This window comes from Niallia sp. 03133 (assembly GCF_052663225.1).
The window spans coordinates 123,740-146,546 of the sequence record NZ_JBQTCY010000008.1; the positions used below are offsets into that span (position 1 = coordinate 123,740).

The following is a 22,807-nucleotide window of genomic DNA, read 5'->3' on the forward strand; positions in this document are numbered from 1 at the left end:
TACGTTAATATTGCGGAGTGCTGTTTTAAATATTTCATAATAAGTTGGGACTATTACTTAAATAAGATGTAAAGAGGTGATTTAGAATGAACAGAATTTCTTGGGACAAGTATTTTATGGCACAAAGTGAACTGCTTGCATTGCGAAGCACATGTACGAGATTAGCTGTGGGTGCCACTATTGTAAGAGATAAGCGAATTATTGCAGGTGGGTATAATGGAAGCATTGCCGGTGGAGTCCACTGTATAGACGAAGGGTGTTATGTAATTGATAATCACTGTGTTCGAACGATTCATGCTGAAATGAATGCTCTATTACAATGCGCAAAATTTGGTGTAGCAACAGAAGGAGCAGATATTTACGTTACGCATTTTCCATGTTTACAGTGCTGTAAAGCCGTTATTCAGGCAGGCATCAAAACGGTTTATTACGCAAATGACTACAAAAATCATCCTTATGCAGTTGAATTATTTAAACAAGCAGGAATATCGATGATTCAAGTCATAAGTAAAGAAGTCATTTTAGATGCAAAGCAAGAAGAGAAACAATTATTTGTACAATCCCTGGTGAGTATGCTGAAAAAAACAACTGATAAGAAAGAGATGAAAATTATCGAAGAAAAAGCAGAGGAATTATTTTTAATGGAGACATCTAAGACCTCTTCCTTTTAGGAGAGGTCACATGCTGTTGATAAACGCTCGCTTTACTCGGATTCACATTATCAAGCCACTATCTGTTAACTCCTCTCAAAGTTCATCTCTATAAATACAGACGTTCGATCATCCTGAATTATGTGCTAATAACACTTTGTCTACACTCTAAGACCTCTTTCATTTTATCCCACTCTTAACTGGCAGTAAGACCCCCACTGATGGAAAGGTTCACTTTATAGGGATCTCAGGCTTTTATTTTATCATTGGAAACTTCGATTGTTCGGAAGCTTAAACGATTAAAAAAATCATTCTCTATAATGGAGGTGCTTTAAAAATAAAAATGAAGCAAATAATTTATTTCTTTAAGAATCGTCTTTTATATTATGGATTAGCTGCCTTAATTGCAGTTCTTTCTGTTTATATGCATGCAGCTATATTCCTACTCTTTTTTTGTTTTTATCTTTTATGGCTTAAGAAATTGCGAGGGCTTCCTTTGCAATCTTTATTTGCCATTATTCTTTTATTTAGTATCTTTTTTCTAAGAGCGGAATTGGAGAAACGGGATTCTAAAACAAACATTTCCCCTTCAAGGAATAGTTTTGGTATTGTGCTGATTGATTCACCTGTAATAAATGGAGATAGATGGAGTGTAGTTGGAGAAGAAATTACGATAAAAGAAAAAGTGATGTTGACTTATAAACTAAAAACAGAAGCTGAAAAAACATACTACGAAGAGCAAAAAATGGTTGGAGAAACATGCAATTTTACTGGGATATTGGAAAAACCTGCTGTTGCTACAAACGAAAGTGGATTTGATTACCAAAAATATCTTTGGAATAAATCAATTTATTGGCAGTTAGAAATAGATCAATTATCCACTAAAAGTTGTTCCAAGCAGCCAAACGATTTATTTACAAAACTAAAAACAGTGCGTTTAACAGGAAGCAAATGGATTGAAAAGCATTTTTCTCATGAAACGAAAGCAATTGCAATAGCTCTTATATTCGGTGACAGACAATGGATCGACACTGAAATCCAGTCTGCTTATCAAAAATTAGGAATCATACATCTCCTTGCCATTTCTGGCTCGCATATCGTTGTACTTGTTGGTCTATTCTATTTTATTCTGATTCGTTTTGGACTAACAAAAGAAAATGCAATTACTTTATTACTGTTTATTTTGCCTTTCTACGCCATATTAACAGGGTTAAGTCCAAGTGTTAATCGGGCAGTTTGTATGTCTATGCTTTTGCTTTTTAAGAGAAAATCGAATGTGTTTGCCTCTTTTTCCTCGATTGATATGTTATGTATTGCATTTCTTTTGTACCTTTTCTATGAACCAAAAGTGATGTTTGATATTGGATTTATCCTATCTTTTACCGTATGTATTTTTTTGCTTTTATCCTCTTATTTGCTGTTGCAAGCATCTTCCCACCCGATGAAACAGCTGTTATTCACTACCTTTATTTCTGAATTTTCCGTTTTGCCGATCATTTTATATTATTTTTATGAATTGCCAACATTATCTCTTCCTGCAAATATTATTTTTATTCCGCTATATTCCATTATTCTTTTGCCGTATTTTCTGGCTGTTTTTGTTGTATCTTTTTTCATTCCTGACCTTGCTACTTTTTTGTTAGGACCGATTGATCTTTTAATGAATGCTTCCGAGAAAGCGGTTATGATTGTATCTTCTCTCCCTTTCAGTACAATTATTTTTGGAAAACCATCTCTTATGACTCTCCTTTCATTCATCATTGCACTTCCTGTTTTTTTCTTTCTATATGAAAAAAAACCTAAAAATCAAAAAAAGTGTTTATATGTGATCCCAATGATAATTTTGTTGATTCAATATTTTTTCAACCTTTATTCTCCATATGGAGAAGTAACCTTTATAGATGTAGGGCAGGGGGATAGTATTTTTATAAAGGAGCCTTTTCAAAAGGGAATTTATTTAATCGATACCGGGGGAACGGTTGAATGGGGCAAAGAAGCATGGCAAATAAAAAATGACCCTTACGAGGTAGGAAAGGATGTGGTTGTGCCTTTTTTAAAAAGTAAAGGAGTTGGCTTTCTGGACAAGTTAATACTTACACACGGTGATTTAGATCATATTGGAGGAAGCATGGCTGTTTTAAAATCAATAAAGGTAAAAGAACTTGTTCTTCCGTTAAGCAGCATCGAACGGAGTAAGGAAGAGAAAGAAATCATTGCTTATGCCAAAAACAGAGGGATACCAATTGCATACGTGGAATTTGAACAGATGTGGCAAGCAGGCAACGATCCATTTTATATTCTATTTCCTATTGATCCAAATGCTGAAAATAAAAACAATCAGTCAATTGTGATTAAGGGAAGGATTGGCGGACTTGATTGGTTATTTACAGGAGACTTAGAGGAGGAAGGAGAAAAGAAACTATTGGAAAAATATCCAATGCTTACAACAGATATATTAAAAGTAGGGCATCATGGAAGCAAAACGTCCACATCATCTCTTTTTTTGAATTCTTTACACCCTAAAGCTGCCATTATTTCTGCTGGTAAAAATAATCGATACGGCCATCCCCATAAAGATGTTGTAGAAAGGCTGCAGAAAAAGAACATAAGAATTTGGAGAACAGATAAAAATGGAGCTATTACGTATAAATATTATAAAAAAACTGGCACGTTTTATTCGCAGTTACCATAAACTATAGCAGAAGCAAAGGTGAAAAAATGCTTATTTCCTCCAAACAAAAAATAAGCTGTATGGATGTGTGAGAAAATGATTTTATGGTCTTGCGACGTCTAATTGTGATAACAGCATGTAAAAAACAGAAAGAATCTACTTCCACTATTTTCTTTCTGTTTTTCTGCTTTTTCACTGCCGTTTTTATTCAGCTGTTTTTACCTAAGCTTACAAGACTTGACACAAATAGTTTGAATGTACAAGGAAAAACTACAAAGAAGAAAGTGTACCATTACTTGATAAGAATCCTAGGCCTTATGAAGTAATGTTCATTATAGATCAAAAGAAGAAACCGAAATATGGATGGACCATGCTGCCACCTATAATGATTTATCTACAATCATTATACAGCGGGGAAAATTCCTTTGGTTTCTTCTTTTTGTTTTTGATGCTTGTCAAAATGAATCAGCTTATTTAGGATTATAGAAGAAAGAAATAATTTAAAGAGAAGGCAATAGTGTTCCAATCAAATGAACGGAGAGAATAAATTGATAGAAAATTTATGGAAAAATATTAAGAAAAAAGAATTTTCATCCATCTATCTGCTGTATGGATCAGAAGCTTTTTTAATAAATGAAACAAAACAATTAGTTATACAAGAAGCGGTTGATTTAGATGAAGAAGATTTTAACTTATCTTCATATGATTTAGAGGAGACAGCGATTGAGGTTGCGCTAGAAGATGCGGAAACGATTCCTTTTTTGGGGGAGAGAAAGGTTGTTCTTTTACATAATCCATTCTTTTTAACATCGGAAAAAACAAAATCGAAAGTGGAACACAATGTAAAGAAATTAGAAGCTTATATAAAGGAGCCGTCCCCTTATACTATTTTGGTGTTTGTTGGAAATTATGAAAAGTTAGATGAGCGAAAAAAAATAACCAAAGAGTTAAAGAAGAATGCTTCTATTTTGGAGGCAAAAAAATTAACGGAAACAGAATTAAAAAATTGGATGAGGCAGAGGGCGTCTTACAATCGTGTCGAGATGGATGAGGCTGCACTTGAGACAATGCTTCAGCTTGCCGGCACTAATTTATTTTTACTAACAAGTGAAGTAGATAAAATGGCATTGTATGTTCAAGATTCTAAATTGATTACAAAAGAAATTGTGGAAGAGCTTGTTGCGAAATCTTTAGAACAAAATATCTTTTCGCTAGTGGACAAAATAATAACTAGAAAAATAGATGAAGCACTACGAATTTATTATGATCTTCTCAAACAGAATGAAGAACCATTAAAAATACTGGCAATTATCACAAATCAGTTTCGCCTTATTTACCAAGTAAAGGGGTTGGCGAAAACAGGATATGGACAGCAGCAAATTGCTTCGGTATTAAAGGTGCATCCATTTCGGGTAAAGCTTGCAGCTGGTCAGGCGCAGAAATTTACAGAAGAACAGTTGATGAAATGCATTAGTTTATTTGCAGAGGCAGATTATCAGATGAAAACCGGTGGGCTGCCTAAAAACATGATTATTGAAATGATTTTATTTCAATTAAATCATGATTTAAGAAAGTAAGGCTGTTTTCTAAAAGTTTGTTGTTTTTGAAATAAGAGAAACATTTTAGAAGTAAAGAGCAGCCTGAATACACGTAGACTCCTGTGGGAAAAGTGAGCAATGTGAGCCCCCCACCCCACAGCGAGGTACGAGCGAGGAGGCTCACATGTCACCCGCGGAAAGCGAAGTGTGTTCAGGCTGCGAGTTAAATAAACAACAATCTATATGAAAAGAGTCGAAAGTAAAAAGCAATAAAAAAAGCACGCATTTATTTGGGGGCTTTTTTTGTTGTCTACCAGGTAATTATAAACGAAATAGAGTGGTGGATAACTTAGCGGTTTGGTCCGCGTTCAGCTCCGACGTACAGGATGCACTAGTGCCGATGTTGCAACAGGCTCGCAGGATGCGGGTCAATCGACGTTGCAACAGGACGTTGCGTATTTAGTCGATTTTCCTCTTTTGCGTAGTTAATCGGCCAGTTTGTACGGCGATGATCAAGGCGCTTGCGCTTTTGTTCCATAACAAAAGGCTACCACATATCATGATAGCCTGTGTTTAACTCATTAAGCGTTCAAAGCGTTTTTTCTTTTAGCTAAACGAGATTTTTTACGAGCAGCAGCATTTTTATGAATAAGACCTTTTGCAGCAGCTTTGTCTAATTGACTAGCAGCGTCTACAAAACTTTCATTTGCAGCAGTTGCGTCGTTAAGAGCAATAGCAGCTTCAGCCTTTTTAACAGAAGTACGCATTGCAGATTTAACTGTAGTGTTTTGAGCGTTACGAGCAGTACTAGTTTTCACACGTTTAATAGCAGATTTAATATTTGGCATTTACGTTCACCTCCTAAAAAGAAGCATCGGATTTTTATGTAAACCCGATTTTTACATTCCCAAAAAAACTTAAAGAACAAAAGATATTTTATCAAACGAGGAGTAATAATGCAATACTATCAAGTTAATTTGATAAAACAACATAAAAAGAGAGTGAAATATTTTCCTTTTTTACAGCGCGGCACCTATAGCCTGCCAGCGCCTATTACTTTATCCCACTCTTAACGGGCAGTAAAACCCCCACTGATGGAAGGATCACTTTATATACTATGCCCTTCTCCTTGCGATAAGTCAACATCAAATCTTTCGCGCTAAGGTAATCCGTTATCAGATAGATGTGATTTATCATTTCGAATCGCTAGATAAAAAGGAATGTTTTTTGTTTTTGTAGGAAAAGATAGGGATAAATCTACTAAAGCTTGGGAGGAGACTAAAATGAAAGAGAATTTGGATTTAAGCAAGTTTTCTATAAGAACCGATTTAGCAATTGAGGCAAAGGATATTGTTCTAGAATCAGAAAGTCAAGTGAAAGACGAGCCAAATCAGTCTCAATTAGATGGAGTCATTTTAAAAGAAAAAAATGAAGACGGAATTAAAATCTCCTATTTGGAAGTAACGGAAAAAGGAGAAAAATTGATAGGAAAAAAAAGAGGGACGTATTTAACCTTAGAAGTAGTTGGAATTAGACAACAGGACAGCGAGCTGCAAAGTAAGGTAGAAAAAGTATTTGCAGCAGAATTTTCTCATTTTCTTAAACAAAAGAATATTGGAGAGAATGCTTCCTGTTTATTGGTAGGATTAGGGAATTGGAATGTAACTCCAGATGCTTTAGGACCACAAGTTTGTGAAAATGTTTTAGTAACCAGACATCTCTATGAACTGCAGCCGGAAAATGTGGAGGAAGGGTATCGGCCAGTTAGCGCACTTGCGCCAGGAGTAATGGGTCTGACGGGCATTGAAACGAGCGATATTATAAAAGGAGTTGTTGAAAAAACGAATCCGGATTTTATTGTGGTCATCGATGCTCTAGCTTCCCGTTCCATTGAGAGAGTAAATTCAACGATTCAAGTCTCCGATACAGGCATCCACCCAGGTTCAGGGGTAGGGAATAAGCGGAAAGAATTAAGTGAACAAACATTAGGAAGACCAGTTATTGCGATTGGAGTTCCAACAGTTGTAGATGCAGTTTCCATTACAAGTGATACAATCGACTATATTTTAAAGCATTTTGGAAAAGAGCTAAAAGAAGGAAATAAACCTTCAAGAGCATTGGCGCCTGCAGGTTTAAGCTTTGGAGAAAAGAAAGTGCTGAAAGAAGAAGATCTTCCGGAAGAGCAGCATCGAAAAACCTTCCTTGGCATTGTTGGCACTCTGCCGGAAGAAGAAAAAAGAAAATTAATTTATGAAGTATTATCACCGATCGGCCATAATTTAATGGTTACTCCAAAAGAAGTCGATGTGTTTATTGAAGATATGTCTAATCTTTTGGCAAATGGTCTAAATGCTGCTCTGCATACTGCAATCAATCAAGATAATGTTGGTTTTAATACCCATTAAGAATCGATTTTACTTGTGGAAATTAGTTCTATCTTTCCTAGCAGCTTCATACTATTTAGTAGAATTGCTAGGAGAGGTGAATAGGGAACTATTTAAAGTAAGAGTTTAAAAAAATGAGGTGGAAGCAATGAAAGTTTTTACTATACGGGCAATTGCGATTGCACTATTTATGTTTATATGTGTTTTGTTTGGAATGCAGCAAGCGTACAGCGGCATTCAGAATATGAAAGGATACGAGGATAAAAATTTTGGAAATGCTCTCTCAATTGAAAAAAAGGATGGCAATTTAGAAGCGTCCTTACTTGGACAAGACGTTACTAGTCATGATCTGCAAAAAAAGAAAGAAAAATTAGAAGAAATAAACGGATTTAATTTATTTTCTGGCATCGGAAAAGGGATTGCGGACAGTATGTCTTCACTTGCCAAAAAAGGGGTAGACCTTGTTGGAGGTTTAATAGACGAGAAAAAAGAAAATTAAAGGAATTATTCGGGATAGTTTATCCCTCTTTTAACGGGCAGTAAGACCTCCACCTCAAGATGCAGAGAAATCGAGGAAGCTAGGTGGGGGCTAACTGCCCGTAAAGATCCGATAAGTGCAACTAACCATCAGTGTTGGATGAGGAAAAAACCCCACTGATAGAAGTTTACTTTATCAGTAGAAAAAGCGAGATTTGTTTTCCTATTGAGTTTTCATTGAATCTTGTTCACCACACTGATATAATCAAAAATAGTGTACATGTGCGATTATTGTAGGAGTGAACAAGATGAACAGAGAAGAAATGTTAAACAGACAATCAAAAATACGTAATTTTTCAATTATTGCTCATATAGATCATGGGAAATCAACACTTGCTGATAGAATTCTAGAAAAAACAAATGCACTTACTTCGCGAGAAATGAAAAATCAGCTGCTTGATTCAATGGATTTAGAAAGAGAACGCGGAATTACCATCAAACTGAATTCTGTCCAATTAAAATATCAGGCAAATGACGGAGAAATTTATACGTTGCATTTAATTGATACTCCAGGACATGTCGATTTTACTTATGAAGTTTCTCGAAGCTTAGCCGCTTGTGAAGGAGCAGTATTAGTAGTGGATGCTGCACAAGGAATTGAGGCACAAACGTTGGCAAACGTGTATTTAGCGATTGATAATGATTTGGAAATTGTTCCGGTTATTAATAAAATTGATTTGCCAAGTGCCGATCCTGAAAGAGTTCGAAATGAAATCGAAGATGTAATCGGGTTAGATGCTCAGGATGCAGTGCTGGCATCTGCAAAAGCAGGCATCGGGATTGAAGAAATCTTAGAACAGATTGTTGAAAAGGTACCTGCACCTGACGGCGATCCTGAAGCACCGTTAAAAGCGTTGATTTTTGACAGTTTATATGATGCGTATAGGGGTGTTATTACCTATATTCGTGTAGTGGAAGGTACAGTAAAGCCAGGCGATAAAATCAAAATGATGGCAACAGGAAAAGAATTCGAAGTAATTGAAGTAGGAGTATTTACACCAAAAGCAGTAAATACCGATCAATTATCCGTAGGTGACGTAGGCTTTCTAACAGCTGCTATTAAAAATGTAGGAGATACTCGTGTCGGGGATACGATTACAAATGCCAAAAATGGCGCAACAGAAGCGCTGCCTGGATACAGAAAATTAAATCCAATGGTTTATTGCGGCCTATATCCAATTGAAAGTGCAAAGTTTAATGATCTGCGTGAAGCTTTGGAAAAATTAGAATTAAATGACTCTGCACTTCAGTTTGAGCCAGAAACATCCCAGGCTTTAGGTTTTGGCTTCCGTTGCGGATTCTTAGGACTGCTGCATATGGAAATTATACAAGAGCGGATTGAGCGTGAGTTTAAAATTGATTTAATTACAACAGCACCGAGTGTTATTTATGATGTTATTATGACAGATGGTACTGAATTAAAAGTGGATAACCCATCTGCGATGCCAGATCCCCAAAAAATCGATCGTATTGAAGAACCATATGTAAAAGCGACTATGATGGCTCCAAACGAATATGTTGGTGCAATAATGGAATTATGCCAGTTGAAACGCGGTGTATTTATCGATATGCAATATATGGATGAAACTCGTGTGAAAATTGTATATGAAATTCCATTATCTGAAATTGTTTACGACTTCTTCGATCAGTTGAAATCGAATACTAGAGGGTATGCATCTTTTGATTACGAATTAATTGGCTATCAGCCGTCTACACTTGTTAAAATGGATATTCTTTTAAATAGTGAGCAAGTGGATGCATTGAGTTTTATTGTTCATAAGGATTTTGCTTATGAGCGTGGAAAAATAATCGTGGAAAAATTAAAAGAATTAATTCCACGCCAGCAATTTGAGGTTCCGATACAAGCAGCAGTAGGCCAAAAAATTGTTGCCCGCTCGACGATAAAAGCAATGCGTAAAAACGTATTGGCCAAATGTTATGGTGGAGATATCTCCCGTAAACGTAAGCTGTTGGAAAAACAAAAAGAAGGTAAAAAGCGGATGAAACAAGTAGGTTCTGTCGAAGTTCCGCAAGAAGCTTTTATGGCTGTATTAAAAATGGATGATAACAATACGAAAAAATAACATAAATAATGGGGTTAGGTTGCTTATTCGCGGCTAACCTCTTTTCTTATTTTTGTTCTTGCTATTAAAAATGCTATTTTTAGGATAGAATTTCTATTTGTGAATATAATTTCTTAAAAGTTAAAGAAGTAAAAAATGAAATTAGACAAGTGTATGAGCAAGGCGCTTGCGCTTTTCTAATAAATAAGAAAGTATAGATAGAATATAAACAGAGAATAGTGTCTAGCTCCAGCGCCTATCGCCTACCGTACTTCAGGGCTCCTCCCTACGATAAGTCAACATCGATTCGCTATCGCTCATCGTGTTTCCTATATCTCAGTCGAAGCCCTTCCGAGGTACAGGATGTATAAGTGCCGATTTTGCCACAGGACGTGGCGTACTTAATCGGCCAGTCCGTACGGCGATAAACAAAGCGCTTGCGCTTTTCTAGTAAAGGTTGTGAAAAATTGATAAAAGCTGCATATCTCCATATCCCTTTTTGTGAACATATTTGTCATTATTGTGATTTTAATAAAGTGTTTTTAAAAGGGCAGCCTGTAGATGAATATTTAAATGCATTAGAACAAGAAATAGAGTTAACCCTTGCACAATTTGGAAGAAGTCCTCTCTCCACTATATTTGTTGGAGGAGGAACTCCAACCGCATTGAGTGCAGCACAATTAGAACGGCTTTGCGGCATAATAAATAATCGGTTAGAAATGAATGGAAAACTGGAGTATACTTTTGAAGCGAATCCTGGCGATCTTTCAGAAGACAAATTAAAAGCACTGTTCAATGGTGGAGTAAACAGACTGAGTTTTGGTGTCCAGTCATTTAATAATGATCTATTAAAGCGCATTGGCAGAACCCATAAAGCAGAAGATGTTTTCACAACTATAGAAGCTGCGAAAAAAATAGGATTTACAAATATTAGTGTAGATTTAATTTACAGCTTGCCTGGTCAAACCTTAACAGACTTTAAACAAACATTAGAAACAGCATTTACATTAGATATTCAGCATTTTTCCGGATATTCTTTGATTATCGAACCAAAAACTGTGTTTTATAATCTAAGAAGGAAAGGAAAACTTCCGATGCCTGGAGAAGATGTGGAAGCTTCTATGTACGGAGTATTGTTGGAGGAAATGCATAAACATGGATTCGAGCAGTACGAAATCAGCAACTTTGCAAAACCAGGCTATAAAAGCATTCATAATTTGACTTACTGGAACAATGAAGAATATTTTGGTTTTGGAGCAGGCTCCCATGGTTATGTTTCTGGATGCAGACGTTCTAATTATGGACCATTGAAAAAATATATGGAGCCACTAACGCAAAATGAGCTTCCATTGTTTGAAAATCATCAAGTAACAAAAATTGAAAAAATGGAAGAAGAGATGTTTCTAGGTCTTAGGAAAAATGATGGGGTAAATATAAAACTATTTGAAAAAAAATATCAAGAAAATCCATTATTCCTTTTTCAAAAAGAAGTGGATGAACTCCTAAACAGAGAATTAATTGTTTTGAAAAATAATTCACTTCAATTGACGGAGCGAGGCCGTTTTTTAGGAAATGAAGTATTTCAGTTTTTTATTGGCACCTTGACCTAAAATTAGTGTCCAAAAAATGATGAAAAACGATTTTTATTGGAGAAAAAGAACCAAATTATTGACATGGTCCCCGTTTATTTGATAATTTATAAATAGAATTAGCACTCATTGATCGAGAGTGCTAACAGAGGTGATGAATGTGTTAACGAATCGTCAATTATTAATTTTACAAACAATCGTTGATGATTTTATTTTATCTGCACAACCTGTGGGATCTAGAAGTTTGTCGAAAAAAGATGAGATTACCTTTAGTTCGGCGACCATTAGAAATGAAATGGCCGACTTGGAAGAGTCAGGCTACATTGAAAAAACACATTCTTCTTCAGGCAGAGTTCCATCGGAGAAGGGATATCGTTTTTATGTGGATCACCTTCTTTCACCACAAAAGCTTCATAAAACAGACATTTTATCGATTAACTCTGTATTCGCAGAAAAAATATATGAACTAGAAAAAATTGTGCAAAGATCAGCAAAAATATTGTCTGATTTAACCAATTATACTACTATAGTTCTAGGGCCGGCAGTAAAAGAAATTAAATTGAAAAGAATTCAGATAATACCTTTAAACGACCATACGGCAACTGCTATTATCGTTACAGATACAGGGCATGTGGAAAACAGAATGTTCCATCTGCCGGAGTCGGTAGATTCGAGTGAAATCGAAAAGATAGTCAATATCTTGAATGAAAGGCTCCTTGGTGTATCATTGGATAAATTGCATAATAAAATTTACAAAGAAGTTGCAACTATATTACAGCATCATATTAGTCATTATGATTATTTTCTACGTTCTTTGTCTGAAACAATTAAAGTGGATTCCCATGAAAAACTATTTTTTGGCGGGAAAACCAATATTCTTAGTCAACCAGAATTTCATGATATCAATATTATCAGAAATTTATTGAATATGATTGATAAAGAAGAAGGAATTCATGATCTAATCCGAAATACATCAACAGACATCAATATTAAAATAGGGCGGGAAAATAATAATAGCGCAATGGAGAATTGCAGTTTGATATCTGCATCATATAGAGTTGGAGATGAGCAAATAGGTTCTATTGCTATTTTAGGGCCAACAAGAATGGAATACTCCCGGGTAGTCAGTCTATTGCGGTTTTTGACACATGATTTAACAAAAGTATTAACAAGTCTGTATCAAAAATAGGGCTGGTGGAAATAGTGATTAAATGGAGCAGCTAATGTTTATTCACAGTTATTTAGGAGTTTTCATTTTTTGTAAGAACTAGTATTATTTAAGGGAGGTGAACATTTTGGCAGAAGAAAAAACAACAAACAATGAAGAACTAGAACAAGCTAGTACGCAAGAGGAAATTGTGGAAGATGTATTAGAAGAAATAGAATCAGCTCCTTCTAATGAAGAAAACAATCTTGAAGAAAACTTAAAAGCAGCAGAAGCTAAAATTGCTGAATTAGAAACAAAACTTGATAATGAAGGGAATCGTTACCTTCGTCTTCAAGCAGATTTCGATAATTCCCGTCGCAGAGCAAAGCTTGATTTAGAAGCGGCGCAAACATATAGAGCGCAAAGTTTAGTATTGGATTTATTGCCAGCAATTGATAATTTCGAAAGAGCATTAAAAATGGAAGCAACTGATGAACAGTCCCTAAGTTTATATAAGGGAGTGGAAATGGTTTATAGAAGCTTGCTAGATGCTCTGAAGAAAGAAGGCGTTGAACCAGTTGAGTCAGTTGGCGAAGAATTTGATCCACACCTTCATCAAGCAGTCATGCAGGAAGAAGTAGAGGGAACAGAACCGAATAAAGTGGTTGAAGAGTTCCAAAAAGGGTATAAATTAAAAGATAGAGTCATTCGTCCTGCTATGGTAAAAGTAAGTCAGTAAAAAGCATTACATATATTAAAATTGGAGGGATATTTCCATGAGTAAAATTATTGGAATTGATTTAGGTACAACAAACTCATGTGTTGCTGTGCTGGAAGGCGGCGAACCAAAAGTTATTCCGAATCCAGAAGGAAACCGTACAGCTCCATCTGTTGTAGCATTTAAAAATGGAGAAAGACAAGTTGGGGAAGTAGCAAAACGCCAATCTATTACAAACCCTAATACGATTATGTCTATTAAACGCCATATGGGTACAGACTACAAGGTGGAAGTAGAAGGAAAAAGCTATTCACCACAAGAAGTTTCGGCTATTATCCTTCAATACTTAAAAGGATATGCAGAAGAATATTTAGGCGAAAAAGTGACAAAAGCAGTTATTACTGTTCCTGCATACTTTAACGATGCAGAACGTCAAGCAACAAAAGATGCTGGAAAAATTGCTGGTTTAGAAGTGGAACGTATTATTAACGAACCAACAGCAGCAGCACTTGCTTATGGTCTTGATAAAACAGAAGAAGATCAAACTATTTTGGTTTATGACTTGGGTGGAGGTACGTTTGACGTTTCTATTTTAGAATTAGGAGACGGCGTATTCGAAGTGAAATCTACTGCTGGTGACAACCGTCTTGGTGGAGATGACTTTGACCAAGTAATCATCGACTATTTAGTAGAGCAATTCAAAAAAGAAAACGGCATTGACTTAAGCAAAGATAAAATGGCATTACAACGTTTAAAAGATGCAGCTGAAAAAGCGAAAAAAGACTTATCTGGCGTTGCATCAACGCAAATTTCATTGCCATTTATCACAGCTGGTGAAGCTGGTCCGCTTCACTTAGAAATTTCTCTTTCAAGAGCAAAATTTGAAGAGATTTCATCTGATTTAGTAGAGCGTACGATGGGGCCAACTCGTCAAGCGTTAAAGGATGCTGGCTTAAGCGCTTCTGAACTTGATAAAGTTATTTTGGTTGGTGGTTCTACTAGAATTCCAGCTGTGCAAGAAGCGATCAAAAAAGAAACTGGCAAAGAGCCACATAAAGGCGTTAACCCAGATGAAGTAGTAGCAATGGGTGCTGCGATTCAAGGTGGAGTTATCACTGGCGATGTAAAAGACGTAGTATTGCTTGATGTTACACCACTTTCATTAGGTATTGAAACAATGGGCAGTGTATTTACAAAACTAATTGAGCGTAATACAACTATTCCGACTTCTAAGTCACAAGTTTTCTCTACAGCTGCAGATAGTCAAACTGCTGTTGATATACATGTGCTTCAAGGAGAACGCCCGATGGCGGCAGACAACAAAACATTAGGAAGATTCCAATTAACGGATATTCCTCCTGCTCCGCGCGGAGTTCCGCAAATCGAGGTTTCTTTTGATATTGATAAAAACGGTATTGTAAATGTTCGTGCAAAAGATCTTGGCACAAACAAAGAACAAACTATTACGATTAAATCTTCTACTGGTTTATCAGATGAAGAAATCGATAAAATGGTAAGAGAAGCAGAAGAAAATGCTGAAGCTGATAAACAGCGCAAAGAAGAAGTAGAGCTTCGCAACGAAGCAGATCAACTTGTTTTCACTACTGAAAAAACGCTGAAAGATCTTGAAGGCAAGGTAGAAGAAGGCGAAGTAGCAAAAGCTAACGAAGCGAAGGATGAATTAAAATCAGCTATCGAAAAAGGCGATTTAGAAGAAATCAAAACGAAAAAGGATGCTCTTCAAGAAATCGTGCAAAACCTTTCTATGAAGCTGTACGAAGAAGCGGCTAAACAAGCGCAGGCTGCACAAGGTGCAGAAGGCCAAGGTGCAGGAAAAGACGATAATGTAGTAGATGCTGAATTTGAAGAAGTAAAAGACGACAAATAATCATCTAACAGTCTGAAAAGTCAAAGTCAGGTTATTCTTGGCTTTGGCTTTTTCTTTATGCAGGAATGATTAAAAGGAAATATTGACTATATTGTATATAAAGAGAAGTTTTATTAAAAAAGTGAAAACTATTGTATTTTAGATTAGTGAACTGATACAATAGAATTTATGTGAAAAGAATCGGGGAGTGGTAATCAATCATGAATAAAAGAGATTACTATGAAGTCCTTGGGGTCGAAAAAGGAGCCTCTAAGGATGAAATAAAAAAAGCATATAGAAAGCTTTCAAAAAAATATCATCCGGATATTAATAAAGAAGCAGACGCGGATGAGAAGTTTAAGGAAGTAAAAGAAGCATATGAAGCATTAAGCGATGATCAAAAACGTGCACATTACGATCAATTTGGCCATACAGATCCAAATCAAGGATTTGGCGGAGGCGGTGCTGATTATGGCGGCTTCGGCGGTTTTGAGGATATATTTAACAGTTTCTTCGGCGGAGGCGGTGGAAGAAGACGCGATCCGAATGCCCCAAGGCAAGGAGCAGACCTTCAGTATACAATGACATTGTCATTCGAAGAGGCTGCATTTGGCAAAGATACAGAAATTGAAATTCCAAGGGAAGAAACATGTGAAACATGTAAAGGATCTGGTGCTAAGCCAGGAACAAAACCAGTTACATGTAAGCATTGCAGTGGTACTGGACAATTAAACGTGGAACAGAATACTCCTTTTGGAAAAATTGTAAATAGAAGAACATGCAGCTATTGTAACGGAACAGGAAAAGAAATTAAGCATAAATGTTCAACATGCAGCGGTACCGGAAAAGTGCAAAAACGCAGTAAAATTTCTGTTAAAATTCCTGCTGGAATAGATGATGGTCAACAATTGCGTGTAACCGGTCAAGGGGAGTCAGGTGTGAATGGGGGACCAGCAGGTGATTTATATGTTGTTTTCCAAATTCGAGCACATGAGTTCTTTGAACGTGATGGAGAAGATGTATATTGCGAGATGCCTATTACCTTTGTTCAAGCAGCACTGGGCGATGAGGTAGAGATTCCTACACTGCATGGAAAAGTGAAGTTGAAAGTTCCTGCAGGGACGCAGACAGGTACAAAGTTCCGTTTAAGAGGAAAAGGGATACCGAATGTCCGCGGCTATGGAGTAGGAGATCAGCATGTAATCGTTCGATTAATCACGCCGACAAAGCTTACTGATAAACAAAAGCAAGTACTTCAAGAGTTTGCAGAAGTTACAGGTGTTTCTCCACAAGGAGAAGAAGAAGAGAGCTTTTTCTCAAAAGTAAAAAGAGCCTTTAAAGGTGAATAATGATTGGAGTTGGTAGAACATGAAGTGGTCTGAAATCAGTATTCATACAACAAATGAAGCGATTGAACCTATTTCTAATATTTTGCACGAAGCTGGAGCTAGCGGGGTTGTTATTGAGGATCCTTTTGAATTAAGTAAGGAAAGAGAAGACCGCTTCGGCGAAATCTACCAATTAAATCCCGATGATTATCCTGATGAAGGTGTTATTGTAAAAGCGTATTTGCCAATTAACAGTTTTCTTGGAGAAACAGTGGAAGAAATTAAAGAGGCGATTAATAATCTAATTCTTTTTAATATTGATATTGGTTTAAATAAAGTTTCCATCATGGAAGTAAACGAAGAAGAGTGGGCAACAGCATGGAAGAAATATTATCATCCTGTTAAAATATCAGAGAAATTTACAATTGTTCCGACATGGGAAAATTATACTCCTGTTAACAGTGATGAATTAATCATTGAATTGGATCCAGGAATGGCATTCGGAACAGGAACGCATCCAACTACCGTATTATGTATCCAAGCGTTGGAAAGAATAGTAAAAAAAGAAGATATAGTCATTGATGTTGGTACAGGGTCTGGTGTTTTGAGTATAGCTAGTGCCATGCTTGGGGCCAAATCTGTACTTGCGCTTGACTTAGATGAAGTAGCAGTAAATTCTGCAAAGCTTAATCTGAAATTAAATAAAGTGCATGAAATAGCTACTGTACAGCAAAATAATTTGCTAAATGGAATAAATACGCAGGCAGATGTAATTGTCGCTAATATTTTAGCAGAAATTATCGTCCGTTTTACGGATGATGTATACAGACTGCTTAAAAACGATGGCTATTTTATTGCTTCTGGCATCATCTTGCAGAAAAAAGAAGAAGTAAAGGATGCCATTATTGCTTCAGGCTTAGAAATCGTTGAAACCGTTCAAATGGAAGACTGGATTAGTATTACAGCAAAAAAAATGTAAAAAAAATGAGAGGGAGTTTCGTACATCTATTAAAGGTGGTCTTGCGAAAACTTCCTCTACTAAGTTAAGAGGAAAAGGTAGGTTTTTCTATTGCAGCGGTATTTTGCAGAACATATGGACCATTATTTTATCATTGAACAAGAAGATTACCATCATATAGCAAGAGTGATGCGCATGAAGCTAGGTGATGAAATCTACTGTGTTAATAAAATGCAGCAGTCTGCTCGCTGCTGTATAGAAAAAATTACCGAAAACCAAATTATTGCGAAAGTGGTACAATGGATTGATGAGGAAATAGAACTTCCTGTTTCTGTTACGATAGTGAGCGGACTGCCAAAAGGGGATAAGCTTGAATGGATTATTCAAAAAGGAACAGAACTAGGTGCAGATCAGTTTATCCCTTTTATTGCAGCTCGCTCTGTTGTTAAATGGGATGAAAAAAAGGCAGATAAAAAACTTGTTCGCTGGAATAAGATTGCAAAAGAGGCAGCAGAACAATCCCATCGGAAGAAAGTCCCAGAAGTTTCTTCTCCAATAAAACTGAAAACATTGGTAGAATTAGGGGAGAACTATGATTTAAAATTAATTGCCTATGAAGAAGAAGCGAAGATGGGAGAATCATCCATTCTAGCCCGGAATTTAGCTTCCTTGGAAGAAGGAAAATCTATATTAGTTGTTTTTGGTCCTGAAGGTGGATTAACAGAAACAGAAGTATCTTTGCTTAAGGAAAGTGGGTTTCAGCCTTGTGGGCTGGGGCCAAGAATTTTAAGAACAGAAACAGCGCCGTTATACTTATTATCTGCTGTTTCTTATCATTTTGAATTATTATAGAGGTGAATGATCATGCCAACTGTTGCTTTTCATACATTAGGATGTAAAGTGAATCATTATGAAACGGAAGCTATCTGGCAATTATTTAAACAACAAGGTTATGAGCGTGTAGAGTATGAAACGATTTCAGACGTATACGTTATCAATACATGTACGGTTACCAATACCGGCGATAAAAAAAGCAGACAGGTTATTCGACGTGCTGTTCGAAAAAATCCAAATGCAGTTATTTGTGTAACTGGCTGCTACGCTCAAACATCTCCTGCAGAAATTATGGCGATTCCAGGTGTGGATATTGTAGTGGGGACTCAGGATAGAGTAAAAATGCTGGAGTATATTGAACAATTTAAACAGGAAAGACAGCCAATAAATGCGGTTGGAAACATCATGAAAAACCGTGTTTATGAAGAATTGGATGTTCCTGCTTTTACGGACAGAACGAGAGCATCTTTAAAAATACAAGAAGGCTGCAATAACTTCTGTACATTCTGTATTATTCCGTGGGCAAGAGGATTAATGCGTTCAAGGGATCCAAAAGAAGTTATCAAACAAGCACAGCAATTGGTTGATGCTGGATATAAAGAAATAGTCTTAACTGGAATTCATACAGGGGGCTATGGCGAAGATATGAAAGACTATAATTTAGCAAGTCTTCTTCGTGATCTAGAAGCTCAAGTAAAAGACTTGAAGCGACTACGTATCTCTTCCATCGAAGCCAGTCAAATTACAGATGAAATAATTGAAGTATTGGATCAATCAAATATTGTAGTAAATCATCTTCATATTCCGCTTCAATCCGGCTCTGATACGGTATTAAAAAGAATGAGAAGAAAATATACGATGGAGTTTTTTGCAGAACGAATTACCCGTTTAAAAAAAGCGCTCCCTGGATTAGCTGTTACATCTGATGTTATTGTTGGCTTCCCTGGCGAAACAGAAGAGGAATTTATGGAGACGTATCGTTTTATTAAAGAACATAAATTCTCTGAACTGCATGTTTTCCCTTATTCAAAACGTACAGGCACACCAGCTGCAAGAATGGGAGACCAAATAGACGAAGAGATTAAAAATGAACGAGTACATCGTTTAATTGAATTATCTGATCAATTGGCAAAAGAATATGCCTCTCAATATGAAGGAGAAGTAGTTGAGGTTATTCCAGAAGAAATTTATAAAGAATCTGAGAACGGCGATTTGTATGTGGGCTATACAGATAATTATTTAAAAGTAGTATTTCCTGCAAATGAAGAAATGGTCGGTCAAATTGTAAAAGTGAAAATTATGAAAGCTGGCTACCCGGTAAATGAAGGACAGTTTGTTCGTGTAATGGATGATACTAATCAACATCAAGCGATTGTTTAAAGACTGGAAAAATCGAACGGTAAAAGGAAGCAAAACAAGCATCTTATTAAGGTTTTGACCGTGCTTTTTATAAAGTAAACTTCCATCAGTGGGGGTTTTTCCTCATCCCCCACCTATCTTCCTCGATTTCTCGGCATCCCCGAGGTGGGGGTCTTACAGCCCGTTTAGCGTGGGATAAAAAATCTTTAAAAACTGTTGTAATAAGGGAGATAAAACAATGAGCACAAATATAGCAAAGATGATTGATCATACACTATTAAAAGCTGATGCAAATCAAGAGCAAATCAAAACACTATGTGATGAGGCAAAGCAATACGATTTTGCTTCTGTATGTGTCAATCCTACATGGGTTAAGACTGCTAGTGAGTTGTTGGCAGGAACAAATGTAAAAGTTTGTACAGTAATTGGATTTCCTCTAGGTGCCACGACATCTTCTGTTAAAGCATTTGAAACAAAAAATGCTATTGATAATGGTGCTCAAGAAGTAGATATGGTTATTAATATCGGTGCATTAAAGGATAAAAGATATGCTGAAGTAAAAGAAGATATTAAAGCAGTTGTGGATGCAGCTAAAGGCAAAGCATTAACAAAAGTCATTATTGAAACGAGTCTGTTGACAGATGAAGAAAAAGAGGCTGCATGCAGTTTGGCAGTTGAGGCAGGTACTGATTTTGTCAAAACATCTACTGGTTTTTCAACAGGTGGAGCAACGGTGGAAGATATTCAGTTAATGAGAAAAACCGTAGGACCTGATATAGGCGTAAAAGCGTCAGGCGGGGTAAGAAGCAGCGAAGACACAGAAATCATGATTCAAGCAGGTGCTACAAGAATTGGTGCAAGTTCAGGTGTAGCGATCGTGAATGGTTTAACTAGCAATAGTGATTATTAATATTTAATGTTGAAGGAGCTGTCAAAAAAGGGTCGTTGAAACGACTTTTTTGACAGCTTTTTTATTTGGGAAAGAAGAATGTGAGTCAACCGAAAAAAACATAAGACGGTTGTCCAAGTAGTTGTTATAAAGTTTTATAAAAGAAATATTAATACTGGAATTCAGTGAAATTTCCCTCATCCGAAATTTCTTTTTGAATTTCCTGATAATTTAAAGGGGGGATTTTGGAAGCGAACAAGTGATAGCCCTGTTATTTTTCAATTTTTCTCTCAAATATTTCCTGGTTAAGTTTTCCGCTTCTGTGTATTTTCGTTTATTTATGCATTCGCATTATCCACTTTCCAAATGATTGAGCAAATGGAAGAACTAAGACAGAGGTTATAACATTAAATAATAAGCTTGCATGGGCAAGCTGCACATCTTTGACAGGAGTTAGTGCTTCAACAATTTGTTTTAAAGGAGCAATGAATGGATAAAACAGAGCCACTCCACCAATGTTTAGCCAAATATGAGCATAAGCAGAAAGTCTGGCTTCTTTTTGTGCCCCTACAGAAGCCAAATAAGACGTAATGCATGTACCTACATTTGATCCAAGCATAACAGCTATCCCTGTTTCAATGGGAAGCATACCAGCCGTTAAAAAGCCCATAATGATACCGATCGTGGCTGTGCTTGACTGAATAAGAGCTGTAATGATGATGCCAACAAATACTGCCAACAATGTTCGGTCAGACAGGTAAAAAAGGAAATGCTCCATAAAGGCATTATGTTGTAAAATACTTGCAAAATACTTAAATCCCCTCATTGTTGTAAAAACAATGGCAATCCCCAAAAAAACAAATCCAATGCTTCTCATTTTCCTTTTATTCACCAATATAAAGACTACTCCTAACAAGGCTAAAGGCAAAAGGAAATTATCTATATTAAATGTAATAAATTCTGTTGTAAAAGTAGTGCCAATATTAGTGCCGAGAATAATGCCAATCGATTGGGGAAATGTAAGGACGCCTGCAGAAATAAGACCGATTGTAAGCACCATTACTGCAGAACTGCTTTGCAGAATAGCTGTAATGATAATAGAAATAATCATGCCTTTCCATGGTTTATCGGTAAGTCGCTCGAGCCATATTTTTAAGGATTGTGAAGATAAATTAAAAAGCCCGGTGCGCAATAATGTCATTCCAAAAATAAATAAAAGGATCAATAAGATAAAAAGTCCGATATATATCATTTTTTTCACTCCTTCAAGAATCTATATGTCTATAAAAGCAAGGACATGCCATAAAAGCAGGTTTTATCTTGCATATTTTGGTTTATGGGAAAGAATATACGAGAGGGAAATAACGATAATTTTTAGACGGAGGCTAGAAAAAATAAGAGGATAATCAAATTTTTCACTTTTTTTCTATGAACATTTACAACTACTGTGCTAAATACAGTTGACCTTAATTCGTACATATATTATAATGTCAAGGTACATGGAAAACATGTTGAATGTTAGTGTGTTGTGTTCGGAGGGAGGGAAAGAGAATGTCTAAAACCGTCGTTCGTAAAAACGAATCGCTTGAAGATGCTCTTCGTCGCTTCAAACGTTCAGTATCAAAAACTGGTACTTTGCAGGAAGCTAGAAAGCGCGAATTCTACGAAAAACCTAGTGTTAAACGTAAGAAAAAATCAGAAGCAGCAAGAAAACGTAAGTTCTAAAGAGAGGGTGTATTAATTGAGTCTTCTCGAACGTTTAAATACCGATATGAAGCAAGCGATGAAAAACAAAGAAAAAGATAAACTCACTGTTATTCGAATGATTAAAGCTGCCATTCAAAATGAGAGCATTAAGACTGGTAGTGAACTTTCAGAAGAAGACGAGTTATCTGTCCTTTCTCGCGAAGTAAAACAACGCAAGGACTCCCTCCATGAGTTTGAAAAAGCAGGTCGCCAAGATCTTGTTGACAAAGTACGTGCGGAGTTAGAGCATGTTGAAGTATATATGCCTGAACAATTTTCTGAAGAGGAATTGTCAGAAATTATTGTTTCTGTAATCTCAGAAACAGGTGCTTCTTCCAAAAAGGAAATGGGAAAAGTGATGGCTGCTTTAATGCCAAAGGTTAAAGGTAAAGCAGATGGTTCACTAGTAAATAAACTTGTACAACAACACCTTTCATAAATTGATTTTGTTTTAAAGGCTGCAGTTACTACTGCAGCCTTTTTACAATTTTAAAACAAAAAATGAAACCTTTTTCATTTTTTATCGTAA

20 protein-coding genes are annotated in these 22,807 nt (G+C 36.3%); 18 read left to right on the forward strand and 2 right to left on the reverse strand.

Translation table 11 applies throughout. The features are described from left to right. Positions 1-86: 86 nt before the first annotated feature. The 4 genes from ACTYBU_RS12825 to holA all read left to right on the forward strand — a co-directional run bounded on the left by ACTYBU_RS12825 (position 87) and on the right by holA (position 4,898). A complete protein-coding gene (locus ACTYBU_RS12825) occupies positions 87-671 on the forward strand; it encodes a ComE operon protein 2 (protein ID WP_445490307.1) in 585 nt (194 codons plus the stop codon). Positions 672-993: 322 nt separating this feature from the next. Next, positions 994-3,342 (forward strand): DNA internalization-related competence protein ComEC/Rec2, encoded by a 2,349-nt coding sequence (locus tag ACTYBU_RS12830; protein WP_445490309.1) that lies wholly within the window; start codon positions 994-996, stop codon positions 3,340-3,342. A 342-nt stretch (positions 3,343-3,684) separates the two neighbouring features. Further along, positions 3,685-3,807 (forward strand): hypothetical protein, encoded by a 123-nt coding sequence (locus tag ACTYBU_RS12835; RefSeq protein ID WP_445490311.1) that lies wholly within the window; start codon positions 3,685-3,687, stop codon positions 3,805-3,807. A 62-nt stretch (positions 3,808-3,869) separates the two neighbouring features. Beyond that, the gene (holA, locus tag ACTYBU_RS12840) at positions 3,870-4,898 is read left to right on the forward strand and encodes a DNA polymerase III subunit delta (protein ID WP_445490535.1); all 1,029 of its coding nucleotides are present in this window, start codon (positions 3,870-3,872) and stop codon (positions 4,896-4,898) included. 542 nt (positions 4,899-5,440) lie between these two features. On the opposite strand, the gene rpsT is transcribed toward holA, so the two are convergent. Then, the gene (gene rpsT / locus ACTYBU_RS12845; protein ID WP_445490312.1) at positions 5,441-5,707 is read right to left on the reverse strand and encodes a 30S ribosomal protein S20; all 267 of its coding nucleotides are present in this window, start codon (positions 5,705-5,707) and stop codon (positions 5,441-5,443) included. 435 nt (positions 5,708-6,142) lie between these two features. On the opposite strand from rpsT, the gene gpr reads away from it, so the two are divergent. The 12 genes from gpr (at position 6,143) to deoC (ending at position 20,553) form a co-directional block, all read left to right on the forward strand. Then, positions 6,143-7,264 (forward strand): GPR endopeptidase, encoded by a 1,122-nt coding sequence (gene gpr, locus ACTYBU_RS12850; RefSeq protein ID WP_445490314.1) that lies wholly within the window; start codon positions 6,143-6,145, stop codon positions 7,262-7,264. A gap of 127 nt (positions 7,265-7,391) precedes the next feature. Next, positions 7,392-7,742, forward strand: coding sequence for a DUF3679 domain-containing protein (locus tag ACTYBU_RS12855; protein ID WP_445490315.1), 351 nt, complete (start codon positions 7,392-7,394; stop codon positions 7,740-7,742). A 286-nt stretch (positions 7,743-8,028) separates the two neighbouring features. After that, positions 8,029-9,864, forward strand: a complete 1,836-nt coding sequence (gene lepA, locus ACTYBU_RS12860) for a translation elongation factor 4 (RefSeq protein WP_445490316.1) — start codon at positions 8,029-8,031, stop codon at positions 9,862-9,864. Positions 9,865-10,310: 446 nt separating this feature from the next. After that, positions 10,311-11,453, forward strand: coding sequence for a radical SAM family heme chaperone HemW (gene hemW / locus ACTYBU_RS12865; protein ID WP_445490318.1), 1,143 nt, complete (start codon positions 10,311-10,313; stop codon positions 11,451-11,453). 139 nt (positions 11,454-11,592) lie between these two features. Further along, complete coding sequence (gene hrcA / locus ACTYBU_RS12870) at positions 11,593-12,621, forward strand: heat-inducible transcriptional repressor HrcA (RefSeq protein ID WP_445490536.1); 1,029 nt, start codon at positions 11,593-11,595, stop codon at positions 12,619-12,621. Positions 12,622-12,727: 106 nt separating this feature from the next. Then, the gene (gene grpE / locus ACTYBU_RS12875; protein WP_445490320.1) at positions 12,728-13,318 is read left to right on the forward strand and encodes a nucleotide exchange factor GrpE; all 591 of its coding nucleotides are present in this window, start codon (positions 12,728-12,730) and stop codon (positions 13,316-13,318) included. Between the two features lie 37 nt (positions 13,319-13,355). Then, a complete protein-coding gene (dnaK, locus tag ACTYBU_RS12880) occupies positions 13,356-15,185 on the forward strand; it encodes a molecular chaperone DnaK (protein WP_445490321.1) in 1,830 nt (609 codons plus the stop codon). A 200-nt stretch (positions 15,186-15,385) separates the two neighbouring features. Then, on the forward strand, positions 15,386-16,513 hold the full coding sequence (gene dnaJ / locus ACTYBU_RS12885; protein WP_445490323.1) for a molecular chaperone DnaJ: 1,128 nt from the start codon (positions 15,386-15,388) through the stop codon (positions 16,511-16,513). Positions 16,514-16,532: 19 nt separating this feature from the next. Then, on the forward strand, positions 16,533-17,471 hold the full coding sequence (prmA, locus tag ACTYBU_RS12890) for a 50S ribosomal protein L11 methyltransferase (RefSeq protein WP_445490324.1): 939 nt from the start codon (positions 16,533-16,535) through the stop codon (positions 17,469-17,471). A 90-nt stretch (positions 17,472-17,561) separates the two neighbouring features. After that, positions 17,562-18,302 carry a 16S rRNA (uracil(1498)-N(3))-methyltransferase gene (locus ACTYBU_RS12895; protein ID WP_445490326.1) on the forward strand — a complete coding sequence of 247 codons (741 nt, stop codon included), beginning with the start codon at positions 17,562-17,564 and terminating at the stop codon, positions 18,300-18,302. A 12-nt stretch (positions 18,303-18,314) separates the two neighbouring features. Further along, positions 18,315-19,664, forward strand: coding sequence for a tRNA (N(6)-L-threonylcarbamoyladenosine(37)-C(2))-methylthiotransferase MtaB (mtaB, locus tag ACTYBU_RS12900; protein ID WP_445490327.1), 1,350 nt, complete (start codon positions 18,315-18,317; stop codon positions 19,662-19,664). A 217-nt stretch (positions 19,665-19,881) separates the two neighbouring features. Beyond that, positions 19,882-20,553, forward strand: coding sequence for a deoxyribose-phosphate aldolase (gene deoC, locus ACTYBU_RS12905; protein ID WP_445490329.1), 672 nt, complete (start codon positions 19,882-19,884; stop codon positions 20,551-20,553). A 313-nt stretch (positions 20,554-20,866) separates the two neighbouring features. Here the strand turns inward: deoC and ACTYBU_RS12910 are convergent, their stop codons facing one another. Then, positions 20,867-21,784 (reverse strand): Na/Pi symporter, encoded by a 918-nt coding sequence (locus tag ACTYBU_RS12910; protein ID WP_445490331.1) that lies wholly within the window; start codon positions 21,782-21,784, stop codon positions 20,867-20,869. A 299-nt stretch (positions 21,785-22,083) separates the two neighbouring features. Here ACTYBU_RS12910 and rpsU point away from each other — a divergent pair, with 299 nt between their 5' ends. Both rpsU and ACTYBU_RS12920 read left to right on the forward strand, forming a co-directional pair. Further along, positions 22,084-22,257, forward strand: a complete 174-nt coding sequence (rpsU, locus tag ACTYBU_RS12915) for a 30S ribosomal protein S21 (RefSeq protein ID WP_003152957.1) — start codon at positions 22,084-22,086, stop codon at positions 22,255-22,257. Positions 22,258-22,273: 16 nt separating this feature from the next. Further along, the gene (locus ACTYBU_RS12920) at positions 22,274-22,717 is read left to right on the forward strand and encodes a GatB/YqeY domain-containing protein (protein ID WP_445490334.1); all 444 of its coding nucleotides are present in this window, start codon (positions 22,274-22,276) and stop codon (positions 22,715-22,717) included. Positions 22,718-22,807: the final 90 nt, after the last annotated feature.

Coding starts and splice junctions, on each gene's coding strand:
- ACTYBU_RS12825 (WP_445490307.1), top strand. CDS start 87: ATGAACAGAATTTCTTGGGACAAGTATTTTATGGCACAAAGTGAACTG.
- ACTYBU_RS12830 (WP_445490309.1), top strand. CDS start 994: ATGAAGCAAATAATTTATTTCTTTAAGAATCGTCTTTTATATTATGGA.
- ACTYBU_RS12835 (WP_445490311.1), top strand. CDS start 3,685: ATGGACCATGCTGCCACCTATAATGATTTATCTACAATCATTATACAG.
- rpsT (WP_445490312.1), bottom strand. CDS start 5,707: ATGCCAAATATTAAATCTGCTATTAAACGTGTGAAAACTAGTACTGCT.
- gpr (WP_445490314.1), top strand. CDS start 6,143: ATGAAAGAGAATTTGGATTTAAGCAAGTTTTCTATAAGAACCGATTTA.
- ACTYBU_RS12855 (WP_445490315.1), top strand. CDS start 7,392: ATGAAAGTTTTTACTATACGGGCAATTGCGATTGCACTATTTATGTTT.
- lepA (WP_445490316.1), top strand. CDS start 8,029: ATGAACAGAGAAGAAATGTTAAACAGACAATCAAAAATACGTAATTTT.
- dnaK (WP_445490321.1), top strand. CDS start 13,356: ATGAGTAAAATTATTGGAATTGATTTAGGTACAACAAACTCATGTGTT.
- dnaJ (WP_445490323.1), top strand. CDS start 15,386: ATGAATAAAAGAGATTACTATGAAGTCCTTGGGGTCGAAAAAGGAGCC.
- prmA (WP_445490324.1), top strand. CDS start 16,533: ATGAAGTGGTCTGAAATCAGTATTCATACAACAAATGAAGCGATTGAA.
- mtaB (WP_445490327.1), top strand. CDS start 18,315: ATGCCAACTGTTGCTTTTCATACATTAGGATGTAAAGTGAATCATTAT.
- deoC (WP_445490329.1), top strand. CDS start 19,882: ATGAGCACAAATATAGCAAAGATGATTGATCATACACTATTAAAAGCT.
- ACTYBU_RS12910 (WP_445490331.1), bottom strand. CDS start 21,784: ATGATATATATCGGACTTTTTATCTTATTGATCCTTTTATTTATTTTT.
- rpsU (WP_003152957.1), top strand. CDS start 22,084: ATGTCTAAAACCGTCGTTCGTAAAAACGAATCGCTTGAAGATGCTCTT.